Annotated in this window: 20 protein-coding genes; 2 read left to right on the forward strand and 18 right to left on the reverse strand. The window is 61.3% G+C overall.

Annotated features, from left to right (window positions below):
* The first annotated feature begins 260 nt into the window (after positions 1–260).
* Entirely contained in the window at positions 261–1,592 is a 1,332-nt protein-coding gene (gltP, locus tag BFP89_RS18110) for a glutamate/aspartate:proton symporter GltP (RefSeq protein WP_065886786.1), read from the forward strand.
* A gap of 97 nt (positions 1,593–1,689) precedes the next feature.
* Positions 1,690–2,919 carry a nucleoside recognition domain-containing protein gene (locus BFP89_RS18115; RefSeq protein ID WP_048721443.1) on the forward strand — a complete coding sequence of 410 codons (1,230 nt, stop codon included), beginning with the start codon at positions 1,690–1,692 and terminating at the stop codon, positions 2,917–2,919.
* Positions 2,920–3,012: 93 nt separating this feature from the next.
* Here BFP89_RS18115 and BFP89_RS18120 read toward each other — a convergent pair whose 3' ends face one another.
* The 18 genes from BFP89_RS18120 to BFP89_RS18205 all read right to left on the reverse strand — a co-directional run bounded on the left by BFP89_RS18120 (position 3,013) and on the right by BFP89_RS18205 (position 22,082).
* Positions 3,013–3,624: an ABC-type transport auxiliary lipoprotein family protein gene (locus BFP89_RS18120; RefSeq protein ID WP_065886787.1), complete on the reverse strand. Its 612-nt coding sequence runs from the start codon at positions 3,622–3,624 to the stop codon at positions 3,013–3,015.
* Positions 3,621–4,559 carry an MlaD family protein gene (locus tag BFP89_RS18125; protein ID WP_065886788.1) on the reverse strand — a complete coding sequence of 313 codons (939 nt, stop codon included), beginning with the start codon at positions 4,557–4,559 and terminating at the stop codon, positions 3,621–3,623. Before BFP89_RS18125 ends, BFP89_RS18120 begins: the two co-directional genes overlap by 4 nt.
* 1 nt (position 4,560) lies before the next feature.
* Positions 4,561–5,364, reverse strand: coding sequence for an ABC transporter ATP-binding protein (locus tag BFP89_RS18130; protein ID WP_065886789.1), 804 nt, complete (start codon positions 5,362–5,364; stop codon positions 4,561–4,563).
* Positions 5,361–6,509 (reverse strand): ABC transporter permease, encoded by a 1,149-nt coding sequence (locus tag BFP89_RS18135; RefSeq protein ID WP_065886790.1) that lies wholly within the window; start codon positions 6,507–6,509, stop codon positions 5,361–5,363. The genes BFP89_RS18130 and BFP89_RS18135 overlap by 4 nt, the downstream gene beginning before the upstream one ends.
* Before the next feature lie 54 nt (positions 6,510–6,563).
* Positions 6,564–7,595 carry a DUF5924 family protein gene (locus BFP89_RS18140; RefSeq protein ID WP_065886791.1) on the reverse strand — a complete coding sequence of 344 codons (1,032 nt, stop codon included), beginning with the start codon at positions 7,593–7,595 and terminating at the stop codon, positions 6,564–6,566.
* Between the two features lie 70 nt (positions 7,596–7,665).
* Positions 7,666–9,048 (reverse strand): M16 family metallopeptidase, encoded by a 1,383-nt coding sequence (locus BFP89_RS18145; RefSeq protein ID WP_065886792.1) that lies wholly within the window; start codon positions 9,046–9,048, stop codon positions 7,666–7,668.
* A gap of 58 nt (positions 9,049–9,106) precedes the next feature.
* Positions 9,107–10,765, reverse strand: coding sequence for a Na/Pi cotransporter family protein (locus BFP89_RS18150; protein WP_065886793.1), 1,659 nt, complete (start codon positions 10,763–10,765; stop codon positions 9,107–9,109).
* A 278-nt stretch (positions 10,766–11,043) separates the two neighbouring features.
* Positions 11,044–11,811, reverse strand: coding sequence for a TerC family protein (locus BFP89_RS18155; RefSeq protein WP_017139071.1), 768 nt, complete (start codon positions 11,809–11,811; stop codon positions 11,044–11,046).
* A gap of 68 nt (positions 11,812–11,879) precedes the next feature.
* Entirely contained in the window at positions 11,880–13,187 is a 1,308-nt protein-coding gene (locus BFP89_RS18160) for a CitMHS family transporter (protein WP_065886794.1), read from the reverse strand.
* A gap of 367 nt (positions 13,188–13,554) precedes the next feature.
* Complete coding sequence (locus BFP89_RS18165) at positions 13,555–15,516, reverse strand: DUF7844 domain-containing protein (RefSeq protein ID WP_065886795.1); 1,962 nt, start codon at positions 15,514–15,516, stop codon at positions 13,555–13,557.
* A complete protein-coding gene (locus tag BFP89_RS18170; RefSeq protein WP_056790589.1) occupies positions 15,513–15,833 on the reverse strand; it encodes a DUF2388 domain-containing protein in 321 nt (106 codons plus the stop codon). The genes BFP89_RS18165 and BFP89_RS18170 overlap by 4 nt, the downstream gene beginning before the upstream one ends.
* A gap of 38 nt (positions 15,834–15,871) precedes the next feature.
* Positions 15,872–16,180 carry a DUF2388 domain-containing protein gene (locus BFP89_RS18175; protein ID WP_065886812.1) on the reverse strand — a complete coding sequence of 103 codons (309 nt, stop codon included), beginning with the start codon at positions 16,178–16,180 and terminating at the stop codon, positions 15,872–15,874.
* A gap of 91 nt (positions 16,181–16,271) precedes the next feature.
* Complete coding sequence (locus BFP89_RS18180) at positions 16,272–16,592, reverse strand: DUF2388 domain-containing protein (RefSeq protein ID WP_057725665.1); 321 nt, start codon at positions 16,590–16,592, stop codon at positions 16,272–16,274.
* A gap of 334 nt (positions 16,593–16,926) precedes the next feature.
* Positions 16,927–17,142, reverse strand: coding sequence for a DUF1127 domain-containing protein (locus tag BFP89_RS18185; protein WP_003187413.1), 216 nt, complete (start codon positions 17,140–17,142; stop codon positions 16,927–16,929).
* A 318-nt stretch (positions 17,143–17,460) separates the two neighbouring features.
* Positions 17,461–18,954, reverse strand: coding sequence for an acetyl-CoA hydrolase/transferase family protein (locus BFP89_RS18190; protein ID WP_065886796.1), 1,494 nt, complete (start codon positions 18,952–18,954; stop codon positions 17,461–17,463).
* Between the two features lie 234 nt (positions 18,955–19,188).
* Entirely contained in the window at positions 19,189–20,625 is a 1,437-nt protein-coding gene (locus BFP89_RS18195; protein WP_065886797.1) for an NAD(P)(+) transhydrogenase (Re/Si-specific) subunit beta, read from the reverse strand.
* Complete coding sequence (locus tag BFP89_RS18200) at positions 20,625–20,945, reverse strand: NAD(P) transhydrogenase subunit alpha (protein ID WP_003187417.1); 321 nt, start codon at positions 20,943–20,945, stop codon at positions 20,625–20,627. Before BFP89_RS18200 ends, BFP89_RS18195 begins: the two co-directional genes overlap by 1 nt.
* A 15-nt stretch (positions 20,946–20,960) precedes the next feature.
* Positions 20,961–22,082 (reverse strand): Re/Si-specific NAD(P)(+) transhydrogenase subunit alpha, encoded by a 1,122-nt coding sequence (locus BFP89_RS18205; protein ID WP_065886798.1) that lies wholly within the window; start codon positions 22,080–22,082, stop codon positions 20,961–20,963.
* Positions 22,083–22,176 lie beyond the last annotated feature (94 nt).

Genomic DNA, 22,176 nt, shown 5'->3' on the forward strand with positions numbered 1-22,176 from the left:
CGCTTCAATGGCGTATCCGAACTGACCGTTCAGACAATTATTTTCAAAAAAAACCATGCCGATTCGGCATAGGGTAGGCGTTTACGGCATTAGACGTCGCCGCCTTGCATGGGAATAGTTGCGCCTTTTTTCGCCTGCCAGTAAGCCATTTCGGCCACGCTGCGGTGACCTTCCATGGAGGCAGATGCTCACACTTTTTCGCTTTCGAGCGGTCCAGCTGGCGCATTTGCCTTAAGTTCACTTGAAGTAAGGGTAATGACATGAAGAAGGCAAAGCTAAGCCTCGCCTGGCAGATCCTCATCGGTTTGGTGCTGGGGATCGCAATCGGTGCAGTGCTCAACCATTTCAGTGCTGAAAAGGCCTGGTGGATCAGCAACGTGCTGCAGCCGGCAGGCGATATCTTTATCCGCCTGATCAAGATGATCGTTATCCCAATCGTGATTTCGTCGCTGATCGTCGGTATTGCCGGTGTGGGTGACGCGAAAAAGCTGGGCCGCATCGGCGTCAAGACCATCCTTTACTTTGAAGTAGTCACCACCATCGCCATCGTGGTCGGCCTGTTGCTGGCCAACCTGTTCCATCCGGGCGCGGGCATCGACATGAGTACCCTGGGTACTGTCGATATCTCCAAGTACCAGGCCACCGCCGCCGAAGTGCAGCATGAGCATGCGTTCATCGAGACCATTCTCAACCTGATCCCGTCGAACATCTTCGCAGCCGTCGCCCGTGGCGAGATGCTGCCGATCATCTTCTTCTCCGTGCTGTTCGGCCTGGGCTTGTCGAGCCTCAAGCCGGAACTGCGCGAGCCGCTGGTGACCATGTTCCAGGGCGTGTCCGAGAGCATGTTCAAAGTCACTCACATGATCATGAAGTACGCCCCTATCGGTGTATTTGCGCTGATCGCGGTGACGGTCGCCAACTTCGGCTTCGCCTCGCTGCTGCCATTGGCCAAGCTGGTGATCCTGGTTTACGTCGCGATTCTGTTCTTCGCGTTTGCGGTGCTGGGCCTGATCGCCCGCCTGTTTGGTTTCTCGATCCTCAAGCTGATGCGCATCTTCAAGGACGAGCTGGTGCTTGCCTACTCCACCGCCAGTTCCGAAACCGTACTGCCGCGTGTGATCGAGAAGATGGAAGCCTACGGCGCGCCCAAGGCGATCTGCAGCTTCGTGGTGCCGACGGGTTACTCGTTCAATCTCGACGGTTCGACCCTGTACCAGAGCATCGCCGCGATCTTCATTGCCCAGCTGTACGGCATCGACCTGTCGATCGGCCAGCAACTGATGCTGGTGCTGACCCTGATGGTCACCTCCAAAGGCATCGCCGGCGTGCCGGGTGTGTCCTTCGTGGTGCTGCTGGCTACCCTGGGCAGCGTGGGCATCCCACTGGAAGGCCTGGCGTTTATCGCGGGTGTCGACCGTGTGATGGACATGGCGCGTACTGCGCTGAACGTGATCGGCAACGCCTTGGCCGTGCTGGTTATCTCGCGCTGGGAAGGCATGTACGACGATGCCAAGGGCGAGCGCTACTGGAATTCGCTGCCGCACTGGCGCAGCAAAGAGGTGCTGCCGGCCGGCGAGATCACTCGCGGCTGATCGCTCGAATGCTCTGACACAAACCCCGGATAATTCCGGGGTTTGTCGTTTCTGCCAGCCCCGTTATCATTCGCCCATCTTTCGGGGGATTCAACTGATGCTCAATGGCCTGTGGCTTGGCTTCTTTGTGGTGGCAATGGTGTCAGCACTGGCGCAATGGCTGGTGGGCGGTAACGCCGGAATTTTTGCGGCGATGGTGGAAAGCATTTTTGCCATGGCCAAATTGTCGGTGGAGGTCATGGTGCTCTTGTTCGGCACCCTGACGTTGTGGCTGGGTTTTCTGCGTATCGCCGAAAAAGCCGGGATCGTCGACTGGCTGGCGAAGGCTCTGGGCCCGCTGTTTCGTCGCCTGATGCCGGAGGTGCCCGCCGGTCACCCTGCCATCGGCTTGATCACCCTCAATTTCGCCGCCAACGGCCTGGGCCTGGACAACGCCGCCACGCCCATCGGCCTCAAGGCCATGAAGGCGCTGCAGGAACTCAACCCCATCCCCAATACGGCGAGCAACGCACAGATCCTGTTCCTGGTGCTCAATGCGTCCTCGCTGACGCTGTTGCCGGTGACCATCTTCATGTACCGCGCCCAGCAAGGCGCTGCCGACCCGACGCTGGTGTTTCTGCCGATCCTGCTGGCCACCAGCGCGTCGACGCTGGTCGGCCTGCTGTCGGTAGCGGTGATGCAGCGCCTGCGCCTGTGGGACCCGGTCGTGCTCGCCTACCTGATTCCCGGCGCGTTGGTGCTGGGGGGCTTCATGGCGCTGCTGGCGACCCTGTCCGCCACGGCGCTGGCCGGGTTGTCTTCGATCCTGGGCAACCTCACGCTGTTTGGCTTGATCATGCTGTTCCTGGTGATCGGCGCCTTGCGCAAGGTCAAGGTGTATGAGGCCTTTGTCGAAGGTGCCAAGGAAGGTTTTGACGTTGCCAAGAACCTGCTGCCCTATCTGGTGGCGATGCTCTGTGCGGTGGGTGTGTTGCGTGCCTCCGGCGCGTTGGACTTCGGCCTGGAAGGGATTCGCCACCTGGTGGCCTGGACCGGCATGGACACGCGGTTTGTCGACGCACTGCCCACTGCGATGGTCAAGCCGTTCTCCGGCAGCGCGGCGCGGGCGATGCTGATCGAGACCATGCAGACCCAGGGGGTGGACAGCTTCCCGGCGTTGGTAGCGGCGACGATCCAGGGCAGTACCGAGACCACGTTTTATGTGTTGGCGGTGTACTTCGGGTCGGTGGGCATCCAGCGGGCGCGGCATGCGGTGGGGTGTGCGTTGTTGGCGGAGTTTGCCGGCGTGGTGGCGGCTATTGCGGTGTGCTACTGGTTCTTTGGTTGAGGCTTGGATTGCTATCGGGGGCAAGCCCCCTCCCACATGTTGATCTGTGAATGCATTCAAATTGTGGGAGGGGGCTTGCCCCCGATGAGGCCCTCAACCTTTAGGTGTAGTGTTGCCTTGCGCCACAACCCAATCCACTACCTGCCTATTCAGTTGATCCCCGGCTTGCCCAAAAGCAGCCACCACCGCCGGCACCTTGGTATCCCCCACCTTCTGCCTCACCTCAAACCGCCGACTGGCAATGATCCTTTGATCACTGCCGCGCACCAGCCGAGCATCCAGGCGAATCACCGCCTCCACTGCCGTGCCGTGGTATTCGCTCTGAAACGCCTGCAACTGGCCTCCCAGTTCATAGTCCGCCTGCAGGTTGGTCTCATCGGTACTCAACAGCGTCACCCGCCCATCACGCTGGAAGCCATCCAGCAGGCGATTGCGCAACAGCACCGGCGCCGGGTCGCTCCAGCGCGAGTGGGCATAGCTGCTGATCAGATCGCCATTGGGCACCACCGCGATGCGTGGGCTGTCGAGAAATTCGCTGGTTTGTGGCTTGGTCACGCGCAGTGACCAGCTCACCGGCGTACCTTGACTGACGGGCTGGGTCGACGCCAGGCGGTAGACGTCGGACGGGTCCGGCTTGGGCAGGATCGAGCACGCGCTCATCAATGCAAAGGCCACGGGGGCGATGATTCGGTAAGCGCGCTTCATGGCGTGAACTCCTTGTTCTTGTCACTGCCCAGCAGGTAACCGCTGGGGTTGGCTTCCAGGCGGCGGGAGATGGCGCGCAGCGAACCGAGGGTTTCGCGCAGTTCGCGCACGGCCGGCGCCAGTTCATTGAGGCCCTGCAGGCCGCTGTTCACCGAGTCCTTGTTGTTGGCCAGCAAGGTGTTGAGGGTGGCGGTGCTTTGCTCGAGGGACTTCATTGCCTGCTCCGCGCTGCCAAAGGCTTGCTTGCCTTGGTCGTTGAGCAAACCATTGGCGTTGCGCATCAATACGGTGGTCTGTTCCAGCGCGCCGCCGGCCTGCTTGCTCACTTGCATCAATTGCTGCATCACCACTTTGATGTCGCCGCGCTGTTCTGCGATGGCGCCGGTGGTTTGCTGCAGATTGTCCAGGGTGGTGCTCAAGCGTTCGACGTTTTCCCGGGAGAACAGCTGGTTGGCGTTATGCAGCAGCAGGTTGACGCTGGTCATCAGGTCGTTGCTGTTATTGAGCAGGCGGGCGATGGGCGACGGCGACGCGATGATCTCCGGCAGGTTGCCGTCCTTGCCCTTGAGTTCCGGGCTCTGCGGGGTGCCGCCACTGAGTTGGATGATCGACGTGCCGGTGATGCCGGTCAGTGCCAGTTTGGCCTGGGTGTCTTCCTTGATCGGCGTTTGCCCGGCCAGGCGGATGCGCGCCAGCACGCGGCGCGGGTCCTTGGGGTCCAGACGCAGGCTGGTGACATCGCCCACCTTGATCCCGCTGTACTGCACCGAACTGCCCTGGGACAGGCCGCTGACCGCTTCGTTGAATACCACCTCATAGTCCTGGAAGGCGCTGTCGACGCTGGATTTGGCCAGCCACAGGCCGAACAGCATCGCGCCGACCACCACTATTACGCTGAACAGTCCGATCATCACATGATGGGCTCGGGTTTCCATGTCATACCTCGTTGAGCGATTGAGCGGCATCCAATGCCGCGCGGCCTCGGGGGCCGTGGAAATATTCGTGGATCCAGGCGTCATCGGTTTCCGAGACGACATCGATGGCGTCCGCCACCAGGACTTTCTTCTGCGCCAGCACCGCCACGCGGTCGGTGATGGTGTACAGCGTGTCGAGGTCGTGAGTGACCAGGAACACACTCAAGCCCAGCGCGTCGCGCAGGGTCAGGATCAGTTGGTCGAATTGCGCCGCGCCAATCGGGTCAAGGCCGGCGGTGGGTTCGTCGAGAAACAGGATGTCCGGGTCCAGGGCCAGCGCGCGCGCCAGGGCGGCGCGCTTGATCATGCCGCCGGACAGCGACGCCGGGTACTTGTCGGCCGCCGACAACGGCAGCCCGGCCAGGGCCAGCTTGACCGCCGCCAGATGCTCGGCATCGGCGCGGCTGAGCCCGGCATGCTCGATCAACGGCAAGGCGACGTTCTCGGTGACGGTCAGCGAGGAAAACAAGGCGCCCTTCTGGAACAGCACGCCGAAGCGCCGTTCCACCAGTGAACGTTCATGCTCGGACAAATTCGGCAGGTCCTTGCCCAATACCCGCACTTGCCCTTCGCTGGGTCGCCGCAGGCCGACGATGCTGCGCAGCAACACCGACTTGCCGCTGCCGGAGCCGCCGACCACCGCCAGGATCTCGCCCTTGTACAAATCCAGGTCGAGATTCTCGTGCACGCTCTGGCTGCCAAAGCGATTGCACAGGCCGCGAACTTCAATCACCGCCTCAGTGGGCGCTCGATGCAGACGACTCACCAGCCCATCTCCATGAAAAACATTGCCGCGACCGCGTCCAGCACGATCACCACGAAAATCGACTGCACCACGCTGGAGGTGGTGTGCGCGCCGACCGACTCGGCACTGCCGCTGACCTTGAAGCCTTCCAGGCAACCGATTGCGGCGATCAGGAACGCGAAGATAGGCGCTTTCACCATGCCCACCAGAAAATGCTGCACGCCGATGTCCGATTGCAGCAGCGACAGAAACATCGCCGGCGAAATATCCAGGGCCACCGCACACACCACGCCACCGCCGACAATCCCCGAGAGCATCGCCAGGAATGTCAGCATCGGCAGCGCCACCAGCAATGCCAGGACCCGCGGCAGCACCAGCAGCTCCATCGGGTCCAGGCCCAGGGTGCGGATCGCGTCGATTTCTTCGTTGGCCTTCATCGAGCCGATTTGTGCGGTGAAGGCGCTGGCCGTGCGACCGGCGATCAGGATGGCGGTGAGCAACACGCCAAATTCGCGCAGGAATGAAAACGCCACCAGGTCCACGGTGAAGATCGTCGCGCCGAAGCTCTTGAGCACGGTGGCGCCGAGGAAGGCCACCACGGCGCCGACCAGAAAGGTCAGCAGCGCAACGATAGGCGCGGCATCCAGGCCGGTCTGTTCGATATGCGCGACCACCGGCGTCAGGCGCCAGCGCTTGGGCCGCAGGATGCCGCGCACGAAGGTTTCGAGGATCAGGCCGATGAAGCCCAACAGTTTCATCCCGTCTTGCCAGACGGTGTCCACGGCGCGGCCGATGCGCGCCAGCAGTTGCACACCGGCGCCCTCTTCCGGCTCCTTGAGCGGTACGCAAAAATCATTGAGCGAGCGGTAGACCGTCTTGAGCAGTGCCCGGTCGGCGGCGGACAGGCTGCAATCGCTCTGCTCGGCGGAGCGTTCGATACGTTCGGGGCCCAGCAACTCCACCAGCAGCGAAGCGCCGGCAGTATCCAGGGCGCCGAGGCCGTTAAGGTCGATGTGCGCGCCGGCGTCGTATTGGCCGTCGAGTGTGTTCGACAGCTTCTTCAGCTTTGCGTAATGGTCAAGCGTCCAGTCACCGGTAATGCGCAGCAACGGCGGTGTGCGGGACGTATCGAGTTGGGCCGCGCCGGCCGTCGTGGGAGTGGTCATAAGCTCCGAGCGTATTTGGCTGTCCACAATTGCTACGTAATAGCACGATCGGGCCTATGGCGGGTTGTCCGTTTGTGCTGAGTCGGTGACGTTAAAGCGCAGCACGCCAATCACTTGCCCGTCTTCGGTGAGCACCCGCACCTGCCAGCGGCCTACCGCATCCGGCGGGAAGTTCTGCTTGTGCGTCCAGGCGCGGTAGCCCTCCTTGCGGCCGCCATGGATATCCAGGGCAATGCGGTCGACTTCCTTGCCGTTGAATTTCCACACATGGTAGATCCGCTCATCGAGGCCGCGCGGCGCGTTGATTGCGGTGTAGGCGTACAGCCCGCCGCTGCGCAGCTGGGCGGCGCTGACTTGCTTGAGGTCGTCGCCCGGTGTGCGGTCTTGCAGCTGGGTGCTGATGGCCACTTCAGTCATCCACAGGGTGGCAGGTGGCACCCAGCTACGCAGCAGCCAGCCGGCGCAGCCAATAGCGGCTGTCACCCCCAGCAGCATTGCCCAGCCTTTGACGCTGCGCAGCGGCAGGCTGGCGGCCAGGCTCGGAATCGACAGGGCCATGGCGACGCCCAGTGCCAGTTTGTAACTTTCGGCGGTCGTCAGGTGCAGGATGATCGGCAGCGCGGTCAGCAGTGCGGCGAACAATGTCAGCGTATGCAAGGCGAGGAACAGCGAGCGCTTGGGCGCCAGCCACTTGTAATACAGCGGGTCGATGATCGAGACCAGCGCCGCCGCGCCGAGCAGGCCGGTGAACACCGATTGGCCGCTGTTCCAGGCCGTGGTGACGAAAAAGAACGGCAACACGAAAAACAGACTTTCCTGGTGGATCATCTGGGTCGCATAGCGCAGCAGCGGTTCCGGTATCTCGCGGTTGAACAGCTTGGTGAACAGCTGCGTGAAGCTGTTTTCCAGCATCAGCCACAACCAGCTCACCAGCAGGATCACGGCGATCCAACTGGCCATGCCTTGCTGGCGGTCCACCAGGATGAAGCTGCCCACACCCGAGATGAAGCCGCCGAGTGCGATCACCCCAGGGTAGCGCTTGATCAGTTCTATAACGCGCTGGACAAGGGGCGGCAGATTCGGCATGGGCGGTTCGCACTGTGTGTGGGAAAAATCTTAGACAGAATAACGTTTTAGTCCGCTGTTCGGTGCCTCGTTACGCGATCCGTTTGCGATAAAGCCGTAGGACAACCCACACAAGAACGATCATTCCCAGCACGCCCGCGCCTATCCAGCTCAGGGCGTTATAGCTCAACAGCGGTTTTTCGATGCGCCAGTAGCCCGGCTGCTCCAGCAACTGGCGCATGGCCTGATTGGTCTGGGCCAGGGTCACGGCCTTGATACGTTTGGCCGGGTCGCTGAAGCGCCCACCGTCATATTCGCCGGCAGCGCTCCAATAATAGTCGGCCAGCGCGCTGTTGCCCTGCACGGCCCAGGCCTGGCGTGCGATGGCGGCTTGCTGCAGGCGCGCGAACACCGCCGGGTCGAGGCCATCCTTGAGCAAGCGGGCCTTGAGGTCTTGCAATACCTGCTCGGCTTGCTCGAGGTTTTCCCGTTCGAGGTCGGCGTTCAGGCTCAGGAAGCCCACGCCGCCGAGCACTTCGCGCTCACTCCACGGCCCATAGGACAGGCCGTGCCTGAGGCGCAATTGGCGGTACAACGCCCAGTCGAGGTAGTCCTTGAGCAGGTCGTAGGTTTCATCATGCTGGTCTTCCAGCACCGGCTCCGGGAACAGCCAGTGCAGCTTGGCATTGTCGCCGACCCAGCCGTGGATCAGGTCGCGATGGCTGGCGGCGGCCTGCTGGATTTGCGGCAGCGGTCGATGTTCGCTCGGCTCGACCGGGTCGAGCTGGCCATAGGTGCGTTCCAGGTAGGCAGGCAGCAGTTTGTCCAGGTCGCCGACGACGATCAGGGTCATGTTGTTCGGTGCGTACCAGTTTTTGCGCAGCGCCTCCAACTGGTCGCGGGTCAGAGCGTTGACCTCGGCGCGTTCGGCGCACTTGAGGCCCAACTCGACAGCCAGCTGCTTGCTGGCGTTGTGGCCCAGGTCCTGGCGGTCCAGCAGGCGTTGCAAGTGGGAATAATGGCCACCGTCCTCGCGCTCGACCACCTGCTTGGCGGCGTTGATATTGGCATCGGTCAGTTGGGTGCGGGTGACGATTGCCAGCAGCAGGTCCAATACCTTGCGCTGGTTCTGCGCAGGCGCCTCGATCACGAACGTGGTGTCGGCGTTGCTGGTGTAGGCATTCCACTCCCCGCCCAGGGCCTGCATGCGGTCTTCGAGGTCGCCTTCGTTACCGCCGTCGATGCCGCTGAACAGCAGGTGCTCGAACAAATGCGGCAGTTCTTTCTGCTCGCAGCTGAAATCGTCCAGGCCCACGCCGACTACCAGGCGGATCGCCACATGCCCGCGCTCGGTGCCCGGTTTGAGCAGCAATTGCAGGCCGTTGGGCAAGGTATAGCCTTCGACCTGCAGGCGGTCAAAGGCAAAGGTGTGTGCCGAGCCCATGAACAGGCAGGCAAGTAACAGGCGACGCATAACAAGCTTCCTGGCGAATGAGGTCCGTTGTTAACTGACTTCGCTCGCTGGCGTACGTTCAGGGCGAATGGGTGATGTCGGCAATATCGTCGGCGGAGAGTGCGCCGGTGTCGGACGTTTCCAGCACGACATAAGCGCTGCTGCAAAACAACGAGTTCAGGCGCTTCATGTCGGCGATCAGCTCCAGGTGCAGGGAGCTGGTTTCCAGGCTCTGTACGATTTTACGCTGCAAGCGGCTGACGTGAGCGTGGGCCAGGCGCCGCTCCTGGGCGCGAAAGCGGCGTTTCTCCCGCAGTAACTGGCGGGCGCTTTCCGGGTCGCCGCTGAGGAATACCGACAGGCCCAGGCGCAGATTGGCGATCAGTTGGCTGTGCAGACCGCTGAGTTCTTCCAGGCCGACTTCGGAAAATTGCCGGCGCTGGGACGTCTTCTGCTGCTGCACTTTGCGCAGCATGCGCTCGATCAGGTCGCCGGCCAGCTTCAGGTTGATCGACAGTTCGATGATTTCTGCCCAGCGTCGATTGTCCTGCTCACTCAGGTCTTCACGGGGCATTTGCGCGAGGTAAAGTTTGATCGCGCTATAAAGCGCCTCGACGTCATCGCTGAGGCTGCGCATTTGCTGGGTAATGGCGGTTTGGTTGCCGCGCAGCACTTCCTGCATCGAGGTGAGCATGTTGTCGATCAGGTCGCCGAGTCGCAGGGTTTCGCGGGCGGCGTTGGCCAGCGCCAGGCTCGGCGTGTTCAGCGAGGCCAGGTCCAGATGGCGCGGCTTGGCTTTGCCGTTGGTCTCGGGACGCTCCGGCAGCAGCCATTCGCACAGCCGCGCCATCGGGCCGATAGTGGGCAACAGGATCAGGCAGCGGCTGACGTTGTAGAGCAGGTGAAAGGTGATGACCATGCCTTGGGTGCTGTAGTCCAGGCCGTCCATCCAGCGGACGAGTGGGTCGAGTACCGGAATGATCAACAGCAGGCCGATCAATTTGTACAACAGGCTGCCCAGGGCGACTTGCCGCCCGGCGGTGTTTTGCATGCTGGTGCTGAGAAAGGCCAGGATGCCACTGCCGATGTTGGCGCCGATCACCAGGCCGATGGCCACGTGCAGACCGATCACGCCGGCACCGGCCAGGGTTGCCGTGAGCAGCACTGCGGCGAGGCTGGAATAGGAAATCATCGCGAACAGCGCACCGACCAGGGCGTCGAGCAAGATATCGCCGGTCAGCGAAGCGAAGATGACTTTGACGCCCTGGGCATGGGTAATCGGCCCGGCAGCTTCGACGATCAATTGCAGGGCCAGAATGATCAGCCCGAGGCCGATCCCGACCCGGCCCAACTGCCCTGCCCGCGTCTGTTTGCGCGACAGGAAAAAAATCACCCCGAGGAAGATCAGCAGCGGTGACAACCACGACAGGTCAAAGGTCAGCACCCGCGCCATCAGCGCGGTACCGACGTCGGCGCCGAGCATGGTGGCCAGGGCGGGCGTAAGGCTCATCAACCCCTGGCCGACAAAGGACGTCACCAGCATCGCCGTGGCATTGCTGCTCTGCACCATGGCCGTCACCAGGATACCGGCGATAAACGCCAGCCAGCGCTTGGACATGTTCTGCCCGATGACTTGGCGCAAGTTGGAGCCGTAGACCCGCAGGATGCCGGTACGGACGATGTGCGTGCCCCAGATCAGCAGGGTCACGGCGGAAAGCAGATTGAGCAAGGTCAGCATGCTCGGCCCCCCGTGTAGGTGAGCTCCAGCAGGAGCGAAGGAAAGTTGCCGCGTGCCGTTCTACGTCTTGTACTTAAGCTGTAGTTGGCGAATGGGCTCTGCGCCAGCATCGCATAGCTGATCGCGGGATTGAAACAAAACTGTCATCTGTGTAGGAGCGAGCTTGCTCGCGAAGAACGCCAACGATAACGCGTGCAATCTGAATCAACGCGGTGTCCCTGAATTCTTCGCGAGCAAGCTCGCTCCTACAGCGTTTTGGTGGTGCGCGACGTTTGGGTTTATTGACCCGGAATATCCTTGCGCAGTTTCACCGGATCCTGCTGCTTCTTCTTTTTCGCGATGGCGGTGCGCATCTTGATGTTCACCGCTTCCACCGCCAGCGAGAACGCCATGGCGAAGTAGACGTAGCCTTTTGGCACGTGAACGTCGAAGGATTCGGCGATCAGCACGGTACCCACCACCAGCAGGAACGACAGCGCCAGCATCTTCAGCGACGGGTGCTTGTCGATGAATTCGCTGATGGTGCCGGCGGCCAGCATCATCACCAATACGGCAACCACGATGGCGGCGACCATGACCGGCACATGGGAAACCATGCCGACGGCGGTGATGACCGAGTCCAGGGAGAACACGATGTCGATGATCGCGATCTGGATGATGGTGTAGATGAACTTGCCACCCTTGCCACCCGGTTCGTCGTGGGTTTCGTCTTCACCTTCCAGGGCGTGGTACATCTCCTGGGAGCTTTTCCACAGCAGGAACAAGCCACCGAAGAACAGAATCAGGTCGCGACCGGAGATGCCCTGGCCGAAGACCACGAACAGGTCGGCGGTCAGTTGCATGACCCAGGTGATCGACAGCAGCAACAGGATGCGCGTGACCATCGCCAGGGCGAGGCCGAAGATCCGGGTGCGCGCCTGCATGTGCTTGGGCATGCGGCTGACCAGGATCGAAATCATGATGATGTTATCGATGCCCAGGACGATCTCGAGCGCCGTCAGGGTGAAGAAGGCAATCCAGATTTCCGGATTGGTCAGCCATTCCATGTGTATTCCTTTGAGCAAGTGTTAGACCGCGCGGACTGTAGCGCCGCGCGGTGAGTGAGTCGGTACGATTATAGAGTGCTGAACAGCGGAAAAATCCCCATCAGCAGCGCGGCGAACATTATGCACAGGCATACCAGCACTGCCCACTTGAGGGTGAAGCGCTGGTGATCACCAAACTCGATACCTGCCAGGGCGACCAGCAAGTAGGTGGAGGGTACCAGTGGGCTGAGCAGATGCACCGGTTGCCCGACGATCGACGCACGCGCCATCTCCACGGCGGTGATGCCGTAGTGGCTGGCAGCTTCGGCCAGCACGGGGAGCACGCCATAGTAGAACGCATCGTTGGACATGAAGAAGGTAAACGGCATGCTCACCAGCGCCGTGATGACCGCCAGGTACGGTCCCAAGGCTTCAGGGATAACCGCCAGCAGGCTCTTGGACATGGCATCGACCATGCCGGTGCCCGACAGGATGCCGGTGAAGATGCCGGCGGCGAAGATCAGCCCGACCACCGCCAATACGCTGCCGGCGTGGGCGGCGACGCGGTCTTTCTGCTGTTGCAGGCATGGGTAGTTGACGATCATCGCGATACTGAACGCCACCATGAACAGCACGGGCAGCGGCAGCAGGCCGGCGATCAGCGTGCACATCAGGGCAAGTGTCAGCGCGCCGTTGAACCAGATCAGCTTCGGACGGCGGGCGTCGGGAAATTGCGACACGCTGATTTCGCTGTGGTCGATCTCGTCGCCTTGCAGATGCAGTTCACCCAGGCGTGCGCGCTCGCGCTTGCCGTACATATAGGCAATCGCCAGGATCGCTACCACGCCGGCCGCCATGGCCGGGATCATCGGTACGAAGATATCCGAGGGGTCCACATGCAGCGCGCTGGCGGCGCGAGCGGTCGGGCCGCCCCAGGGGGTCATGTTCATCACGCCACCGGCAAGAATGATCAGGCCGGCCATGATGCGCGGGCTCATGCCGATGCGCTTGTACAGCGGCAGCATCGCAGCGACGCAGATCATGTAGGTGGTGGCGCCGTCACCGTCGAGGGACACCACCAGGGCCAGCACGGCGGTGCCGACCGAGACTTTCAGCGGGTCGCCCTTGACCATCTTGAGAATCTTGCGCACGGCCGGGTCGAACAGGCCGGAGTCGATCATCAGGGCAAAGTAGAGGATGGCAAACATCAGCATCACGCCGGTCGGCGCGAGCTTGGTGATGCCTTCGAGCATCATCGGGCCGATCTTCGGCGCGAAGCCGCCGAACAGCGCGAACAGGATCGGCACGATGATCAAGGCGATCAGCGCAGACAGGCGCTTGGTCATGATCAGGAACATGAACGTGATGACCATGGCAAAGCCAAGGAAAGTCAGCATAGGAATACTCCAGGCGTAGCGCGGCTAGGGAATGGCGAACCGGGTGAGGTCAGCGCAGAACGAAAGGCACGAGGCGTACGGGGGGAGTAGGGAAAAACAGACGGGTACGGGCGGACATCGGGAATCACCATTGTTGTTGTTAACAGTCGGTCTATTGCCGACAGTGGGGTGATCCTAGACGGGTAAGCTTTCAGCCAGCTTTCGCCGGGAAAACAGGTGACACTCGGTCTTGCGGCCTATGCGGATAAAAAATGTGGGAGGGGGCTTGCCCCCGATTGCAGTGGGTCAGGCAGCTTATGGCTAGCTGACCTACCGCTATCGGGGGCAAGCCCCCTCCCACATTGGAATTACTTGATTCGCTGAGTGTTTACGGCAGTTCGAGGCCGCCGGCCGCTTTATGCAACGCTCGCAGGTGTTCGCCCATTTGCTTGAGATTGGCTTCGCAAGCGGCAATCTCGGCAGCGCGGGACGGATCGAGCAGCGCCCTGACTTCTTTATCCAGCTCGCCGGTCAGCGATTGCAGTTGCTTCTGGCGCTCGGCACTTTCCGATTCCAGCCGCTTGGCCTCCGAAGGCTGCGGCAGGCCGTAGCCGCCACTGTCGAGCAACTCGGCGGGGCGACTGAGGAAGCCGCTGTTGGCGAGGATTTGCTGCAACGTGTTGTTGGCTTTTTCCATGCCACCGTTCTTCAGCTCCCGCGCATTGAGGTAGCGTTGTTTGACTTCGTCCTGGGCGAGCATCAATTGTTTGCGAAAGCTGGCCTGCTCCAGCAACAGCAACGCGGCGCTGGTTCGCAAGTCGGCCTGGCTGAACCATTGGCGGCGCTCCTGCGCATTCAGCGACAGCCAGTCTTCGACTTGGGTCTGCTTGATCGGCAGGCGCTTGCGCAGTACATCGAACATCGCCTGGTAGCGCTCGCGGAACGAGTCAAAGTGATAGCCCAGGCGCAACGCTTCGCGCTTGTCATTCAGTACGCTGGTGTCGGCCAACCCGCGTGCGCTGAGCACCTCCAGCAAGCCGTTGGGGGTGATGTTGTCCAGGCCGGTCAATTGCGGGTTGGCGCTGCCACTGCGCAACAGCTTCAAGCTTTCCACCGCACAGTTGTTGGAAATGAAGAAGTAGTTGCCGTCGTAGCTCCAGTGCATCTCGGCGGCGTGTTCGACCGTTTCGTTGATTTCCTGGCGATTGAGCTTGAGCGGCACTGACGCCAGGCCACGCAGTTCGGTCTTGGTGTACTCGTCGATGACTTGGGCCAGCGGCAGGACAAACAGTCGCGACGGGTATTTGCCCACCAGGCCATCCCAGCTCGACAGCTGTACGTCACCGACGAAGGCGCGGTAGGACAGCACCAGGTGCTGATCCAGGTCCAGCCGGCAATCCGGCCCGCGAGGACGGCCGGGCGCGCAGATCACCAGGCGCAGCATGCTATGGCCCCAGCGGCTCACCAGATTCTGGTTGGCTTCGGCGAGCAGGTAGTCGATTTCGTACACACGTTCCGGGTCGATCTGGCCGAGCGGGGTCTTGGCGAAATCGTTGCCGGCGTTCAAAAAGGCGTAGGTATTGCCGCACTTATCCTGCCCCGGCGGCGCCCAGCCGAAATGTTCCTTGTAATAGCGCGCCAGCGCGGGACGGCGACAGGCGTAGCTGGGGTCGAGGAGGAAGTACTCCATGTTGACCGCGACGAATTCCAGCGGGCTGGTGGTTTCGTAGATATCCGGGCTGCGAACCACCTGGTTGTTGTGCTGCTCGCGTTCGCCGCGACGGCCGACATATTGCGGCCAGCCGGCGAGGTCCAGCAGGCGAGGGTCGTCACTCAGGGTGAAGCGACGGTCGTTCTGGCCACGGCATTGATCGGGCAGGCCAATCAGGCCGGTGATGTTGTTCTGGCGGCTGCAGCGCTGGATCAGGGCGCGCTCGTCTTTGGACCACAGGCGCGCACGGTCATAGATGTGGGTCAGTTCATGCAGCACAGTGGCGAGCATTTCCCGGCGCACGGTGCCGTGGGGGCGGTTGGTTTTGCGGGTGGCGGCGCTGCCGTCGGTCAGGCTGGCCAGCAGGTTTCGGTTGAGGTCCAGCTCGGACACCAGGGAGGCCTGGCCGTAAGCGTTTTCAGGCATCTTGTCGGTCCAGCCGACCTCGATGCGGCGGTCCAGCTGCTCGATGAAGCGCGGCGGCAGGGCGCCCATCGCTTCATCGAGCAATGCCTGGCTGGCCTGCTGTTCAGCCGGGCTCAGGCCATCGGTCTTGAGCTGCAGTTGCAGGCTGGCCTGGGCCGCACCGGCACACAGCAGCACAGCCCCGGCCAGGAGCCAGGCCTTGATTCGCCTCACAGAGCGAGGATAGCTTCGGCGAGCGTCTGGTCGCTGGCATCACGGGCTTCTGGTACGCGGGTGCGCAGGGTGTCAAAGGCGGCCTCGAGTTGCGCGCCACGGATCTCGCCATGGGTGGCGACGAAACTGGCGGCATCATCATGGGCTTCGCGCACGATCTTGGAATCGCGGATCGAGGTGGTGGTGTCAGAGGTGAAATCAATGGTGCGCGCCGAAGCGCGAACCACGATGTTGCTGGTGGCCTTCAGGGTTTGCGCCTGGGCGACATCAGCCAGAAACAGCAGGCCGAGGGCGGCGACGATCAACGGGCTACGCATGGGGTGACTCCAATACAAAGATGGCTATACAAAGATGATTATTGGACGAGAATTGCCTGCGCCAGTTCAAGGTCGCTTGCATGAAGTTTTGGCTGGGTGCGGCGCAGGTAATCCAGCGCGGACTCCAGGCGTGCGCCCCGCCATTGGCCGTCTGTGGCAATGAAAGCAGCAGCATCATCCCTGGCGACCCGGACCAACTTGTTATCAAACGGCGCAGACGTCACCTTGCTGGTGGCGTACGCGCTGGCAACGGTGCTCTGAACAGAGACGTCAAAGGCCGAAGCCAATGGTGCCCAGCAGGCACAGAGCATTACTGGAACAATCAACAGGCGGTATGAAAAAGCCATGGCACTCGACAACTGAAAACGAGCGCCAAGGCTAGCGCAATGGCCGGGTGAGAGCCAGTGCACTGACGGGCTCTTCCTGCCGGCCCTGGCGTTAGATCGCCAGGATTGCCTGGGCCAATTGAGCGTCAGTGGCAGTGTTCAATTGCGGTGCCTGCTGGCGGATCTGCGCCAGGGCGCTTTCCAGTTTCACACCACGGATGGCGCCTTCGCTTGCGACAAAGCTGGCCGCGTCGTCACGGGCGGCTCGCACCACCTTGTTGTCGCGCAGGGAGGAGGTGGCATCGGACGTGGCGTCGGAGGTGGCTTTCAGCGCGCCGACGATCGAATCGGTGGTGACGATAAAGCTGCTCGCGTTGGCGTTGGCAGCAACGGCCAACAGGGCGGCGGTGCACAGCAGGCGAAGACGGGACATGGGGTGACTCCTGTAGATGAGCAAATAAGGTGGCGTAGAACCGCCACAGTGAAACGGACGTTGGGCAATTGGGCATCTGACGCCCGTTCTACAAGGTTCGCCACGTGGTGACTGGATATTAGGTCACCGCTTGCTCATTCGGAAGCCTGCGGTTAACTGTTGTGGTGTTATTTATAAAAACGAAAACTGTACTGGTCCGGTAGATGGCTGCAGTTTTTCCGGTTCCCCTATCCAGATACAACAAAGCCCGCCTCCGGTTACCCGGGGCGGGCTTTGCTTTGACAAATCAGAGTGCTGGCGGTGGACCCGGCGGGTCAGGGCCAGCGAGCGCCAATCAGCGCCAGAACGGCTTGCTCAGCTCTTCGTAGCGTTGAGCTTCGCTGATACCGGCATCAGCCAGCAGACGCGAATCCAGACGAGCCAATTGGTGGCGGCTGGAGATGCGGCGCTGCCACAACATCAGGTTGGCGAGAACGCGCAAAGGCAGGGAAGCCTGGGTGTTAACAGCTTTTTCTTCGAAGAACAGTTCGGAACTGAGTGTACGTTCCATGATGACATCCTTCCGCTTGTGGCGGGATTAGGTAGTGGTTTAACTGATGCCAATGATCCTCCTCGCACGCAAGACTCTCTAGATACAGTTCACCTGTATTGTGAGGGGCCAGTTAACTGTTTATAGAGGCTGTAAGGTACGAAATGGGGGCAACTGTACCTGTGCGCACCGTAACGGTGCGAAATGGGTTTTTTCGGTGAGGGTCGTGGGATATTTCTGTAGGAAATGACCGGTACAGCAGTACAGTTTTTGAAAGATGTGGCGATCAAACCACCGGGCCGGTGAAACTGTATTGGCACCAACCCGGTTGTATATCCCTCAAGCCTTGAGCATGTGCCCGGTTTCTTCCAAGTTAATGTGCCAGCTCAGTGCGTCGCGCAGGATATGCGGGGTATGCCCGCCGATAGCGCAGGCGGCAACGAAGTAGCCGTTCAGTGCGTCGCGATACGCCGGGTGCACACAGTTGTCGATGATCACGCGGGCACGCTCGCGGGGTGCCAGGCCACGCAAGTCCGCCAGGCCCACTTCGGTCACCAGGATGTCGACGTCATGTTCGGTATGGTCCACATGGCTGACCATCGGCACTACGCTTGAAATCGCGCCGCCCTTGGCAATCGACTTGGTCACGAAGATCGCCAGGTGCGCATTGCGCGCAAAGTCCCCGGAGCCGCCAATACCGTTCATCATCCGCGTGCCGCAGACATGGGTGGAATTGACGTTGCCGTAGATATCGAACTCCAGCGCTGTGTTGATGCCGATGATGCCCAGGCGGCGCACCACTTCAGGATGGTTGGAGATTTCCTGCGGGCGCAGCACCAGCTTGTCCTTGTAGTGCGCAAGATTGCCGAACACATCGGCATTGCGCCGCTCCGACAGGGTAATCGAGCTGCCGGAGGCGAAGCTCAGCTTGCCCGCGTCGATCAGATCGAACGTCGAGTCCTGCAGCACTTCCGAATACATGGTCAAGTCTTCGAACGGCGAGTCAATCAAACCGCACATCACTGCGTTGGCGATGTTGCCGATCCCGGCCTGCAGCGGGCCGAGCTTGTTGGTCATGCGCCCGGCATCGACTTCCTGTTTCAGAAAGTTGATCAGGTGGTTGGCGATGCCCTGGGTGTCGCTGTCGGGTGGCGTCACGGTAGAGGCGGAATCGGCCTGGTTGGTGATCACAATGGCGACGATCTTCTCGGGCGGGATGGGAATCGCCGGGCTGCCAATACGATCGTCGACTTTGACCAGCGGAATCGGCGTGCGGGTTGGCCGATAGGAAGGGATATAAATGTCGTGCAGCCCCTCCAGGTTCGGATTGTGCGCCAGGTTGATCTCGACGATGACTTGCTTGGCAAAAATCGCGAAGCTGGCGGAGTTGCCCACCGAGGTAGTGGGCACGATATGGCCTTGTTCGGTGATGGCAACGGCTTCAATCACCGCGATGTCCGGCAACTTGAGCTGGTTGTTGCGCAGTTGCTCGACGGTTTCCGACAGGTGCTGATCGATAAACATCACCTCGCCGGCGTTGATTGCCTTGCGCAAGGTGCTATCGACCTGAAACGGCATGCGGCGTGACAGCACGCCGGCTTCGGTCAATTGCTTGTCCAGGTCGTTGCCGAGGCTGGCGCCGGTCATCAGGGTGATTTTCAGCGGGGACGTCTTGGCGCGCTCGGCCAGGGCGTGGGGGACGGCCTTGGCTTCACCGGCGCGGGTGAAGCCGCTCATGCCGACGGTCATGCCGTCCTCGATCAGTGCAGCGGCGTCTGCCGCGCTCATGACCTTGTTCAACAACGAAGGCAAGCGGATACGATCACGGTACATGAATGGTTATCTCAGGCTGCGGAAGCAAGTTGGGCAGTGTAGTGATTTCAAAAAGTTTCGGCGCGCTACCATGGTCGAATGCCGAGTGGCGATTTAGAGCCTTTGGTCGGGTTTCATCGGAGTGTGCAAAGCGGGACGCAGAGCATCCCTGGCTGCATTCCCACGCAGAGCATGGGAAAGAAAAAACCCCAGCCTATCGGAGGCCGGGGTTTCGGGTATTGCGCTGGCGCAGTGTTATTCGACAGCTTTGACCATGTCTTCGATAACCTTTTTGGCATCACCGAAGACCATCATGGTCTTGTCCAGGTAGAACAACTCGTTGTCCAGGCCTGCGTAGCCGCTGGCCATCGAGCGCTTGTTGACGATGATGGTCTTGGCCTTGAACGCTTCAAGGATCGGCATGCCGGCGATCGGTGAGTTCGGATCGTTCTTGGCGGCCGGGTTGACCACATCGTTGGCGCCCAGCACCAGTACCACGTCGGCCTGGCCAAACTCGGAGTTGATGTCTTCCATCTCGAACACCTGGTCGTACGGCACTTCGGCCTCGGCCAGCAGTACGTTCATGTGCCCGGGCATACGGCCCGCCACAGGGTGGATCGCGTACTTTACCGTCACACCGCGATGAGTCAGCTTCTCGGTGAGTTCCTTGAGCGCGTGTTGCGCCCGGGCCACGGCCAGGCCGTAACCCGGCACGATGATCACGGTGTCGGCGTTGGTCAGCAGGAAAGTCGCATCGTCGGCCGAGCCGGACTTCACCGGCCGTGCTTCCTTGGAACCTGCCGCAGCACCGGCGTCCGGCGCATTGCCGAAGCCGCCGAGCAGCACGTTGAAGAAGGAGCGGTTCATCGCCTTGCACATGATGTACGACAGGATCGCGCCGCTGGAGCCCACCAGGGAGCCGGCGATGATCAGCATCGAGTTGTTCAGCGAGAAGCCGATCCCTGCCGCCGCCCAGCCTGAGTAGCTGTTGAGCATCGAGACAACCACCGGCATGTCGGCGCCGCCGATGGGGATGATGATCAGCACGCCCAGTACAAAGGCCAGGGCCAGCATCACGGCGAAGGCCGTGAGGTTGCCGGTGAACATGAAGGCCAGGCCCAGGCCCAGCGTCAGCAGGCCCAGCACCAGGTTGAGCTTGTGCTGGCCGCCGAACTGCACCGGTGCGCCCTGGAACAGGCGGAACTTGTACTTGCCGGACAGCTTGCCGAAAGCGATCACCGAACCGGAGAAGGTGATTGCACCGATGGCGGCACCGAGGAACAGTTCCAGGCGGTTGCCCGCAGGAATGGCGTCGCCCAGGTGCTTGACGATACCCAGCGATTGCGGCTCGACGACCGCCGCGATGGCGATGAATACCGCAGCCAGGCCGATCATGCTGTGCATGAACGCGACCAGTTCCGGCATCTTGGTCATTTCGACGCGCTTGGCCATGACCGAGCCGGCGGTGCCGCCGATCAGCAGGCCGACGATCACATAGCCGATACCGGCCGTCGCCAGCTCAGCGCCGAGCTTATAGATGAGGCCAACGGTGGTGAGTACCGCCAGCGCCATGCCGAGCATGCCGAACAGGTTGCCGCGCCGCGAAGTGGTCGGGTGCGAGAGGCCTTTGAGGGCCTGGATGAAACAGATCGACGCAATCAGGTAGAGCGTCGTGACGAGGTTCATGCTCATTACTTGGGCGCCTCTTCTTTTACTTTCGGGGCTTTTTTCTTGAACATCTCAAGCATTCGCCGGGTGACCAGGAAACCACCAAACACATTGACCGCCGCCAGGGCCACGGCCAGGGTGCCCATGGTCTTGCCCAGCGGTGTGACCGTGAGGGCGGCGGCAAGCATGGCCCCTACGATCACGATTGCCGAAATGGCGTTGGTCACGGCCATCAACGGCGTGTGCAGCGCGGGTGTCACGTTCCAGACCACGTGGTAGCCGACATAAATCGCCAGCACAAAGATGATCAGGTTGTAGATACCGGGGGAGATAAGCTCTTCCATCGTCTGAATCCCTGCTTAGGCGTTTTTGCGGATGACTTGGCCGTCGCGGCACATCAGGCACGCGGCGACGATGTCGTCTTCGAGGTTGATTTCAAACTGCCCTTCCTGGGTGAACACCAGTTTCAGGAAGTCCAGCAGGTTGCGCGCGTACAGGGCCGAAGCATCGGCTGCCACGGCGCCGGCCAGGTTGGTCGGGCCGCAGATGATTACGCCGTTTTCCACCACGACTTGATCTGCAACCGTCAGCGGGCAGTTGCCGCCCTGGGCTGCCGCGAGGTCGATGACCACCGAGCCTGGCTTCATCTGCGCGACGGTTTCGGCGCTGAGCAAGGTCGGCGCTTTACGGCCGGGGATCAACGCCGTGGTGATGACGATGTCGGCCTGCCTGGCGCGCTCATGCACCGCCAGGGCCTGGCGCTGCATCCAGCTACTGGGCATGGGACGTGCGTAACCGCCGACGCCGACCGCGCATTCGCGCTCCTCATCGGTTTCGTAAGGCACATCAACGAACTTGGCACCGAGGGATTCGATCTGCTCCTTCACGGCCGGGCGAACGTCAGACGCTTCGATCACCGCACCCAGGCGTTTCGCCGTGGCAATCGCCTGAAGGCCTGCAACACCGGCGCCGAGGATCAACACGCGAGCGGCTTTCACCGTGCCTGCGGCGGTCATCAACATCGGCATGAAGCGCGGGTAGTGGTGGGCCGCCAGCAACACGGCCTTATAGCCGGCGATATTGGCTTGGGAGGACAGCACATCCAGGCTCTGGGCCCGGGAGGTGCGTGGCGCAGCTTCGAGCGCGAAGGCCGTGATGCCGCGCTCTGCGAGCTTGGCGATGGTTTCGTTGCTGAACGGGTTGAGCATGCCCACCAATACGGTGCCGCTTTTGATCAGCGCCAGTTCGCTGTCGCTGGGAGCAACCACCTTGAGGATCAGTTCGGCGCCAAACGCATCGCTGGCGCTGCCAATGGTTGCGCCTGCCGTTTCATAGGCACTGTCGACGATGCTGGCTTTGATGCCGGCGCCGCTTTGTACAGTGACCTTATGGCCCTGGCCGATCAGCTTCTTGATGGTTTCCGGGGTGGCAGCCACCCGCGTTTCACCGGTCTGGGTTTCGAGAGGAACACCAATGTGCACGTCAAATCTCCTGCATGATCTTTTTGCTTTTGATCTTTTTGTAAAAAGGCCAGTGCGCCGTGAGTGGCGCAACTGGGGCGGCCGATCAGCACGA

The organism is Pseudomonas sp. 31 R 17, assembly GCF_900004915.1.
GTDB lineage: Bacteria > Pseudomonadota > Gammaproteobacteria > Pseudomonadales > Pseudomonadaceae > Aquipseudomonas > Aquipseudomonas orientalis_A.